Source organism: Pararhodobacter sp. (assembly GCF_034676075.1).
Classification (GTDB): Bacteria; Pseudomonadota; Alphaproteobacteria; order Rhodobacterales; family Rhodobacteraceae; genus Pararhodobacter.
Window position 1 is genome coordinate 1 of record NZ_JAUCCQ010000149.1, and the last position, 9,640, is coordinate 9,640.

At 68.7% G+C, this 9,640-nt stretch carries 10 protein-coding genes; all 10 read right to left on the reverse strand.

Going from position 1 to position 9,640, the window contains the following annotated elements; all coding sequences use genetic code 11:
• Positions 1–190: 190 nt before the first annotated feature.
• Entirely contained in the window at positions 191–781 is a 591-nt protein-coding gene (locus VDQ18_RS21385; RefSeq protein WP_323022892.1) for an MOSC domain-containing protein, read from the reverse strand.
• Between the two features lie 73 nt (positions 782–854).
• Positions 855–2,765 carry an ATP-dependent zinc metalloprotease FtsH gene (gene ftsH / locus VDQ18_RS21390; protein WP_107755175.1) on the reverse strand — a complete coding sequence of 637 codons (1,911 nt, stop codon included), beginning with the start codon at positions 2,763–2,765 and terminating at the stop codon, positions 855–857.
• Between the two features lie 76 nt (positions 2,766–2,841).
• The gene (tilS, locus tag VDQ18_RS21395; RefSeq protein WP_323022893.1) at positions 2,842–4,068 is read right to left on the reverse strand and encodes a tRNA lysidine(34) synthetase TilS; all 1,227 of its coding nucleotides are present in this window, start codon (positions 4,066–4,068) and stop codon (positions 2,842–2,844) included.
• A 91-nt stretch (positions 4,069–4,159) separates the two neighbouring features.
• On the reverse strand, positions 4,160–4,663 hold the full coding sequence (pal, locus tag VDQ18_RS21400; RefSeq protein WP_323022894.1) for a peptidoglycan-associated lipoprotein Pal: 504 nt from the start codon (positions 4,661–4,663) through the stop codon (positions 4,160–4,162).
• A 114-nt stretch (positions 4,664–4,777) separates the two neighbouring features.
• Complete coding sequence (tolB, locus tag VDQ18_RS21405; protein WP_416235137.1) at positions 4,778–6,100, reverse strand: Tol-Pal system beta propeller repeat protein TolB; 1,323 nt, start codon at positions 6,098–6,100, stop codon at positions 4,778–4,780.
• Positions 6,097–7,281, reverse strand: a complete 1,185-nt coding sequence (locus VDQ18_RS21410) for a hypothetical protein (protein ID WP_323022895.1) — start codon at positions 7,279–7,281, stop codon at positions 6,097–6,099. Before VDQ18_RS21410 ends, tolB begins: the two co-directional genes overlap by 4 nt.
• Positions 7,282–7,287: 6 nt before the next feature.
• Positions 7,288–7,764, reverse strand: coding sequence for an ExbD/TolR family protein (locus VDQ18_RS21415; protein ID WP_323022896.1), 477 nt, complete (start codon positions 7,762–7,764; stop codon positions 7,288–7,290).
• Between the two features lie 3 nt (positions 7,765–7,767).
• Positions 7,768–8,463 (reverse strand): protein TolQ, encoded by a 696-nt coding sequence (tolQ, locus tag VDQ18_RS21420; RefSeq protein ID WP_323022897.1) that lies wholly within the window; start codon positions 8,461–8,463, stop codon positions 7,768–7,770.
• A 113-nt stretch (positions 8,464–8,576) separates the two neighbouring features.
• Positions 8,577–8,966, reverse strand: a complete 390-nt coding sequence (gene ybgC / locus VDQ18_RS21425; RefSeq protein ID WP_323022898.1) for a tol-pal system-associated acyl-CoA thioesterase — start codon at positions 8,964–8,966, stop codon at positions 8,577–8,579.
• A gap of 124 nt (positions 8,967–9,090) precedes the next feature.
• Positions 9,091–9,495: a YbgC/FadM family acyl-CoA thioesterase gene (locus VDQ18_RS21430; RefSeq protein WP_323022899.1), complete on the reverse strand. Its 405-nt coding sequence runs from the start codon at positions 9,493–9,495 to the stop codon at positions 9,091–9,093.
• Between the last annotated feature and the right edge of the window lie 145 nt (positions 9,496–9,640).

Genomic DNA, 9,640 nt, shown 5'->3' on the forward strand with positions numbered 1-9,640 from the left:
TCTCCATGATCGGCTTCTTCTGCGCCTCGCGCGCGATTTCGATATCCGTTTTGAACGACATGAAGCGCCTCCCCTGCACTGTCGTGGCTTTGCCGCAGGGATAACCATCCACGAAGAATGTATACATCCCTTTTACGACCACTCGGCGGTCTTTTCCGCCCTGCCGGGTTTCCGATCGGAACCTTCGGTGTCAGCGGGGAACGTTTCCCGCCCAGGCCGGCTGGTCCGGCACGAAGAGGGTGAGCCGGTCGCCCAGCACCACCCGACCCTCGGCCTCGACCCAGGCGGTGACGCCGCGCCGGCCCTTCGCGGCGGGCTTGAAATCCTTGCCGTAGCCGGGATGCGCCGTCTCGATGGGGCGGGCGGGCAGCGTGCAGGGGCGGTTTTCCATATCGACCGTCAGGCAGGCGCCGCTCTCTACCAGCAGCCGGGACGAGGGCGGCAGATGGCTGAAATCGGGCAGGCCGGACACCACCATCGAGGCACCGATCAGCGTGGGATCGAGCGCGTCGAGCCCCATCTCGGCAGCGATCGCCGCCAGCTCCTCGGCCGAGACGATGGAGAGTTGCCGGGTGTTCCGAATGGGCGTGTTGCGGGGATAGAGCCCCAGCACCCGCGAGCAGGAGGGCCGGGTCATGCCGCCATGCGATTCGCCCAAGGGTCCGTCGAAGCTCAGCTCCAGCGCCTCGACCGGATGCGAGGGCAGCGCGGCGGCGCGGTCGGCAACCAGCCCCAGCCAGGTGATTGTGGCGACATGGGCGGTCTTGGCAAGGGCAGGCATGGCATTGTCTCCGAACGAAAAACCCCGGCACCGTGGCGCGGTGCCGGGGGGAATTGCAAGCGCAACCTTGGGGTCAGGCGCTGGGATTGGGCTCCAGCCCGCCATCGTCGTTCGACCGGCGCGGGCGGGTCTTCGGGATCGAGGCCACCGAGGGCGTCCCCGACGAGGGCGCATCGTCCTCGTCCCGGCCCGGCCCCTCGCCGCGCATGACGCGGGTGATCTCGGGCCCGGTCAGGGTCTCGTATTCCAGAAGGCCCTGGGCCAGGTTTTCCAGCTCGTCAGCGTGTTCGGTCAGGATCCGCTTGGCGGTCTGATAGCCCTCGTCGACGATCTTGCGGACTTCCTCGTCGATCTTCTCCTGCGTGGCCTGGCTGGCGTTCGAGCCGCCCGAGTAATTGCCGAGATAGGACTGCTGCTCGTTGGCATAGTCGATATGGCCCAGCGTATCGGAGAAGCCGAATTGCGTGACCATGGCCCGGGCGATCCGCGTCACCTGCTGGATGTCCGAGGACGCGCCCGAGGTCACGTTTTCCTTGCCGAAGATCAGCTCCTCGGCCACTTTGCCGCCCATCGCCATGGCGATCTTGGACTTGTACTTGGTGTAGGTCACCGACAGCTGGTCACGCTCCGGCAGGGACAGCACCAGACCCAGCGCCCGGCCACGCGGAATGATCGTCGCCTTGTGGATCGGATCGTGCTGCGGGACATGGAGCCCCACCACCGCATGCCCGGCCTCGTGATAAGCGGTCAGCTTCTTCTCATCCTCGTTCATGACCATGGAGCGGCGCTCGGCGCCCATCATGACCTTGTCCTTGGCATCCTCGAAATCCTGCATGGTGACGAAGCGCCGGTTGCGGCGGGCGGCCATCAGCGCGGCCTCGTTCACCAGGTTGGCGAGGTCGGCGCCCGAGAAGCCGGGCGTGCCGCGGGCGATGATGCGCAGGTCGACGTTCGGCCCCAGCGGCACCTTGCGGGCATGGACGCCAAGAATGCGCTCGCGGCCCTTGATGTCGGGGTTCGGCACCTGCACCTGACGGTCGAAACGGCCGGGACGCAGCAGCGCCGGGTCCAGAACGTCGGGCCGGTTGGTGGCGGCGATGATGATGATGCCTTCGTTGGCCTCGAACCCGTCCATCTCGACCAGAAGCTGGTTCAGCGTCTGCTCGCGCTCGTCATTGCCGCCGCCGTAGCCGACGCCGCGCGAGCGGCCGACCGCGTCGATTTCGTCGATGAAGACGATGCAGGGCGCGTTCTTCTTGGCCTGTTCGAACATGTCGCGCACGCGGCTGGCGCCGACACCCACGAACATTTCCACGAAATCCGAGCCCGAGATGGTGAAGAAGGGCACGCCCGCCTCACCGGCAATGGCACGGGCCAGCAGGGTCTTACCCGTACCGGGCGGGCCGACCAGCAGCGCGCCTTTCGGGATCTTGCCGCCCAGGCGGCTGAACTTCTGCGGGTTGCGCAGGAATTCGACGATTTCTTCCAGCTCGTCCTTGGCCTCGTCGATGCCGGCCACGTCGTCGAAGGTGACGCGCCCGTGCTTCTCGGTCAGGAGCTTCGCCTTGGACTTGCCGAAGCCCATGGCACCGCCGCGCCCGCCGCCCTGCATCCGGTTCATGAAGAAGATCCAGACGCCGATCAGCAGAAGGAACGGCAGCCAGACCGACAGGGCCGACATCAGGCCCGAGCGCTCCTGCGGACGCGCCTCGACGCTGACGTTCGATTCGATCAGCCGGTCCGTCGGATTCTCGCCCGTGGGGCGGATTGTCGTATAGGCCTGACCTGACCGGTCGGTGACCCGCAGCGTCTCGCCGTCGATGACGACCCGGCTGACATCGCCTGCCTCGACCCGCTGGAGGAAATCCGAATAGCCGATGGTCCGTCCGCTGGTCGTGCTGGCGCCGTTGTTGAACAGCGTGAACAGAACGATCATCAGAAAGAACAGGACGATCCAGAAGGCGAAATTACGCGCGTTGCCCACAGGGCTCTCCCATAACCGAGGCCGCGTCCGGCCGATTGGCTCTAAGATAGTGATGCGGGGGGCGACTTCAATGCGATTATGCCCCCGCGGCTGCAATCGCGGCGAGAGGTCGCGCAGAAAGTGACCAGCCCTGGGGCCAGAAGACCAGCGGCGCCGCCACCAGCCGCCCGTCGCGCCAGAGGCCCGGCAGGCCCTGCAACAGCGGTTCGGGGATCTCCGTCTCGCGCCAATGGGGATGCAGCCCGCCCCGCGCCTGCTGGCTGAGCTGGGCAAGCCCCGCCTGCCCCAGCGCCCGGATCCCGGCCTCGCCCGGCCCTGCGGCCCGCCAGCGCCCGTCCCAGACCTGACCGGCGGTGCAGGCAAGGTCCGCCACCGCCCGCGCCTCGCGCCCCAGAAACAGTTTGTCGCCACGGCGGCGCAGCAGGCAGCCCATCAACGTGCCCCGCCCCGCCGCCAGCAGGCGCTGCAAGTCCTCCAGCCGCGGGCGATAGGCGCTGCCCGAAAGCTGCATCAGCAGATGTGCGAAAAGCCGGTCTCGGGTTTCGCCCGGCAGGTCCAGCGCCGCGGCGCCGATGCGCAGGATGCCGCGGTCCTCGGCGACGTGGTCTTCCAGTGCCCGCTGTGCCGCGTCCTCCAGCACCGTCCGGGCGCGCTGCATGCGCCCGGCCGTGGCGGCGAGGGTTGCGGCGTCGATGCCCAGCCCCTCCAGCACCGAAAGCGCCTGCCGCGCGCGGACCCGCAGGAAGCGCGGATCGGCGTTCGAGGGATCCTCGACCCAGCCCACGCCCCGCTCGGTCAGCGCCCGGCGCAGTTCGGCCCGCGACACCCCCAGCAGCGGCCTGAGCCAGAGCACCCCCTCCGCCTCGCGCCGCGCCGCCATCCCGGACAGCCCGTCCACGCCCGACCCCCGCGCCAGCCGCATCAGCAGCGTCTCGGCCTGATCCTCCTGCGTATGTGCCAGCAGCACCGCGCCGACCCGGCCCCGGGCCCAGCCGCCGATCAGCCGCAAACGCGCCTCCCGCGCCTCGCCCATCAGATTGCCGCCCGCCGGCCCTTCGTCCCAGCGCAGCACGTCATGGGCGACGCCGAGTCGCGCGCAGAGCGCCGCCACCCCCGCCGCCTCCGCCGCGGCCTCGGGGCGGAGCCCATGATCGACGGTGACCGCCGCCACCCGGGCCGCGCCCAACGCCTCGACCGCCAGCACCAGCGCCGCCACGGAATCGCCGCCGCCCGAGACGGCAACGCCGACCCGGTCAATCCCCTCGGAGGCGGCCAGAAGCGCAGAAAGGGCAGCGTCGCTCACGACCCTGCCCCTTCATTCTGCCTGAAATACGCTCGGGGGGTCCGGGGGGCAGACGGCCCCCCGGCTTTTTCCCTCAAGACGCGCACGCGGCTCAGCGCGAGACGACCGTCACCGCGCGGCGGTTGGCGTCCCAGCAGCGCTGTTCGGCGCAGACTTCGATCGGGCGCTCCTTGCCGTAGCTGACGGTGCGGATGCGGACCGCGCTGACGCCCTCGGCGATCAGGAATTGCTGCACCCGGGCGGCACGGCGGGCGCCCAGCGCCACGTTGTACTCGCGGGTGCCACGTTCGTCGGCATGGCCCTCGACCAGGATCTGGTATTCGGGGAAGCGGTTCAGCCAGCTCGCCTGGGTGCGCAGGATGTTCTGCGCGGCGGGCGACAGATCGCTCGAATCGACGGTGAAGTTCACGGTGTCGCCGATCGTCTCGTTGAAATAGGCGATCGAGGTCGGGTCGTTCGGGTCGCCCAGCGCCGTCGAGGCGATGCCGCCGCCGGCGCCCATGCCGCCGTCCATGCCGTCGCCGCCACGGGGGTTGTTGCAGGCGGCCAGCGCCAGCGCGGCGACCACCAGAATCGCCTTGGTCAGAGTGTTCATGTCTCTCGTCCTTGTTGTCCGGTCCTGCCCGGGCGCAGTCTATCAGAACTGGCGCTTCGGGGGAATCTTGGGATTGTCACGTTTGGGTTGATGCCGGGCGTCGCGCCCGGAAAATCACGGCAGCAGCGGCGACCACGACGGGTCCGAGGCAGGCCCCGGCGTCGGAATGCGCCGCAGGTTGCGTCCGGTGATGTCCACCGACATCAGGGTCGGGTTGGTGCCCGGCTCCTCACGCGTGAACATGATCACCCGGCCGTTGGGCGACCAGGTCGGGCCCTCGTCCAGATAGCTGGCCGTCAGGAGCCGCTCGTTCGAGCCATCGGTGCGCATGACGCCGATGTGGAAGCGGCCGTTATGCTGCTTGGTGAAGGCGATCATGTCGCCGCGGGGCGACCAGACCGGCGTCGAATAGCGGCCCTGCCCCTGGCTGATGCGGTAGGCCTGCCCGCCCTGGACGTTCATCGTATAGACCTGCGAGCCGCCGGTGCGGTCGCTCTCGAAGCAGATCTGCTGGCCGTTGGGCGCAAAGCTGGGCGCCGTGTCGATGGCGTCGGTGGTGGTCAGCTGCCAGCGCTGGCCGCTGGCCAGGTTCAGCATGTAGAGGTCCGTGCGCCCGTCGACCGAGAGCGAATAGACCACCGTGCCGCCATCGGGCGAGAAGCGGGGCGCGAAGGTCATCTCGCCGGGCTGGTCGCCGATGATCTGGCGGCGGCGCGAGGCGACGTCCATCAGATAGATGCGCGGGAAACCCGTCTCGTAGCTGGTGAAGAGGATCCGGTCCCCGGTGGGCGAGAAGCGCGGCGCAAAGGCCAGCGACGTGCCGTCCGTCAGGTACTGCACGCCCTCGCCATCCTGATCCATCATCGCCACCTGCTTGCGCCGGGCGTTGCGCGGCCCCGATTCGGCGATGAAGACGACCCGGCTGTCGAAATAGCCGGTCTCGCCCGTCAGGCGCATGTAGATCTGGTCCGAGACCCGGTGGGCGATGCGCCGCCAGGCGTTGGTCTGACCGTCGAGCTGCAGCCCGTCGCCCAGTTGCTGCCCGCTCACCACGTCGAAGAGGCGGAACTTCACGCTCAGCTGCTGGCCGTTGGCGCGCACCGCGCCGGTGACCAGCGCGCGGGCGTTGATCGCCCGCCAGTCCGCGAATTGAACCGGGCTGTCGAAGCTGGTGATGCGGCCGACATGGGCGCTGGCCGGGATCTCGCGCAGGAGACCGGTGCCCGAGAGGTTGTTGGCGATCACCCGGGCGATCTGCGCGCCATATTCCCCGCCCGCGCCGTTTTCCGGCACGAAATCGGGGATCGCGTAGGGCACGGGTTCGATCACACCCTCGGTGATCTCGATCCTGAGGGGTTGTTGCGCCAGCGCCATGCGGGGGGCGATGGCAGCGCCGGCCAGCAGGCCGAGGAGGGGGCGGCGGGAAAGGTCTGTCATCGGTTGCTCATCCGGGCGGGGTTGAAGGTGATTTCGACGTTGCGCCACTGATCGTAGAGGTCCTGCGGCAGGCCATAGCCGTTGATACCACAGCTGACGATGGCCTGTCGCCCGGCGTCGAAGGCGGCCTGTTGCGCGCCCGCCGACCCGCCCGAGGCCGTGACCTGACGGATCGAGGATTCGATCGGACGGGCGTCGGGCGTCATCTCGAAGCCGATGGTGATGACCACGTTCAGCGCCTCGGTCGACAGGATGCCGACGTTCCAGCAGGATTCGACGTTGAGGCGCAGCGCGTCCATGTCGGACTGGCTGAGGCTCGCGGTCTGCTCGAAGGCACCCGCCATCGCCTGCGCCAGCGCGTCGTTCACGGCCGAGGCGGTGGGGCCGTCCGCCTCGGGCGGCTCAGGCGTCGCAGCGGGGGCCGGGGTCGGCGTGGGCGTTGGGGTCGGCGTGGGTGTCGGGGCAGGCGTGGGCGCCGGGGTCTCGACGGCGGCGGTCCGCTGCGGGCGGGCACGCGGGCGCAGGCTGACCTCGGGCGCGGTGGCGGTCCGGCGCACCGGCTCGGTCTCGCTGACGGTCGTGGCCTCGGTCACGGTCTCGGTCGCGGCGGCCTCGCGCTGGGTGGCCTCCTGCGCTTCGGGCGCGTCCACCGTGGCGCTGGCATCGGGCACGATGGCCGCCTGATCGCGGGGCGCGACGGCGACATCTGGCGCAGGGGTCGGCGCGGCTTCGGGGGCCACGCGCTCGGCCGGGCGCTGCACCGGGCGCAGGCTGGAATCGGGGGTCGGCGTCGGCGCCACCACGGCCGCCTGCGGGCGGTCGGCCTCGGGCATCGGCACGGGTTCGGGCGTCGGGATCGGCGCGGGCGGCGTCACCGGGGTCGGCGGGGCGATGGGCGCAGGCGGCGCGATCGGCGCGGGGTCCGGCGTGGGTGCGGGTGCCGGAGCGGGTGCCGGGGCGGGCGTCGGTTCCGGGGTCGGCGCGGGCGCGGGCGGCGCGGCCTGCGTCAGCTCGGCGAAATCCTGGGCCGAGATGATCGAAACCTCGGTCACCTCGGGCATCAGGGGATCGCTGGGGGCGTGAAACAGATCGAACAACAGGACCCAGAGGATCAGCCCGCCGTGCAGCAGGGCCGAGACCTTCTGTCCCGTGTCCATCCGAACCTGAGCCATGACCGCCATCAGATCTTACCGTCCTTCAGTCGCGCCGAAGGTAGGGCCGTCGGTCTCGGTGACCAGCCCGATGTTGTGGAAGCCGCCGGCGTTCAGCGCGCCCATCACCTGCACCACGCGGGAATAGGGGATCGAGCCATCGGCCCGCAGGAACACGCGGTCATCGGTGCGTTCGGCGCCGATGGCCTGCAGCCGCGGGATCAGGTCACCCTCGGCCACCGGGGTGGTCATGAGCGAGATCGTGCCATCGGCCGACAGCGTGATCGACAGCGGCTCTTCCTGCTGCGCGGGCAGCGCACCCGCGGCGGTGCGCGGCAGTTCCACCGGCACGCCGACGACCAGCATGGGCGCGGCGACCATGAAGATGACCAGGAGCACCAGCATCACGTCGACCATCGGCGTGACGTTGATCTCGGCCATCTTGGCGGAATGGCCCCGGCGGCGGCGGCGGGTGCCCGAGCCGCTCTGCTTGCGGATGGCTTGCGCGCCCATGGCTCAGGCGTCCAGGTTGCGCGACAGGAGCGTGCCGAATTCGTCGGCGAATTGCTCGTAGCCCGAGGCGATGGCCTCGCTGTCGTCCGAAAGCTTGTTGTAGAAGATCGTGGCCGGGATCGCGGCCAGCAGGCCCAGACCGGTAGCCAGCAGCGCCTCGGCGATGCCGGGGGCGACCACGGCGAGGTTGGTGGATTGCGCCAGCGCGATCTCCTCGAACGCAGCCTTGATGCCCCAGACCGTCCCGAAGAGGCCGACGAAGGGGCTGGCCGAGCCGACCGAGGCCAGGAAGGTCAGGTTGGCGTTCAGCTCGCGTCCCTCACGGTCGATGGCCACATCCATGGAACGGTCGATGCGTTGGGCGGCGCCGGCGATCATCGCCCCGTCCTGCCGGTGCGAACGCTGCCATTCGGCCATGCCCGCGGCGAAGATCCGCTCGGGCCCGCTTTGCGGCGCGGTGCCGACGCGGCGATACAGCTCGTCCAGCGGCTCGCCCGACCAGAAGGCCGCGTCGAACATCTGCGCGTCCTTGCGGGCGCGGCGGAAGATCAGGTGTTTCTGGATGATGATCGCCCAGGACCAGAACGAGGCCACGATCAGCAGGATCATGACGATCTTCACGGTGAAGGTCGCGCGCAAGAAAAGCGCGATGAGCGAAAAGTCGATGTCGCTGGCCTGCGCCAGGGTAGTGCTGTCCATGCCTTCTGTCCTGCTCGTAACCAGCCGCGTCTGGAGCCTGCCCGGCGGGCGGCCCTCGTTTGGCGTGATTCTAGCGGGTTTCCAAGACAAACACCAATGGCAGCACGCGAATGTTACGCGTTTCCGCTTAAAACCAGCAGTTCGGGGGGCAGGCGGCGCGGTTTGCCGCCGGTGGTGATGCAGACCAGCGTGACGCGGGCGCGAAAAAGCAGGGTCTCGCCCCGGAAAACCTGCTGGTCGAGAGTCAGCCGCGCCGGGCTCTGCGCGACCGGCCGGGTGGCCACGGTCAGCGCGTCGTCCAGCTGGGCGGGGCTGAGGAAATCGGCCTCGATCCGGTGGACGGCAAAGACGATCCCCTGTGCCCTGAGCGCGTTCTGGTCGACCCCCAGCTGCCGCACCCAGGCCGAGCGGGCACGTTCGATGAACTTCAGGTAATTCGCGTGATAGACGATCCCGCCGAGGTCGGTATCCTCGTAATAGACGGTCACGGGAAAGGTATGCATGGCGGCCCCCGGGGCTGGCACAAGGGATGGCCCATGCGTGGGACACCCAGGCTGACTTAGCCTTTTCAAGGACTTGTCCGGGTGCGTCAGGCTTTTGTCAAGATTGTCCCAGGCATGTGCGGCCCTATTCCGCCGCCGTCACCCTCTCGCAGCCCAGCGCCCGCAGCGCGTCGGGCAGGCGGCGCGGATGCCCGTCGAGGCTCATCAGAACCAGCGACACCCGGGCGCGGAACAGAAGCGTCTCGCCGCGATAGACCCGCTGGTCGAGGAAGAGCCGCGAACGGGTCACGTCGAGCACATCGGTCGTCACCACCAGCCGGTCCTCCAGCCGGGCCGAGGCCAGGAACTCGGCCTCGATCTTGTGGACGACGAAGACCATGCCCTCGTCCCTCAGCGCGTTCTGATCGACGCCGAGCCCCCGCACCCAATCGGCCCGCGCCCGGTCGATGAACTTCATGTAATTGGCGTGATACACGATCGCGCCGAGGTCGGTTTCGTCGTAATAAACGGTCACGGGAAATTGGTGCATTTCAGGTCCACCGTGCTGGATGGCCCGGCCGGACAGAGGTCGGGCAGACTTCCTATCGACAAGGCAACACTCACCCTTTGGTTGTCAACACCTGCGAAACAACCCGCCTTGATTTAGCTGCCCTAGGGTAAGTTTGGCAACATTC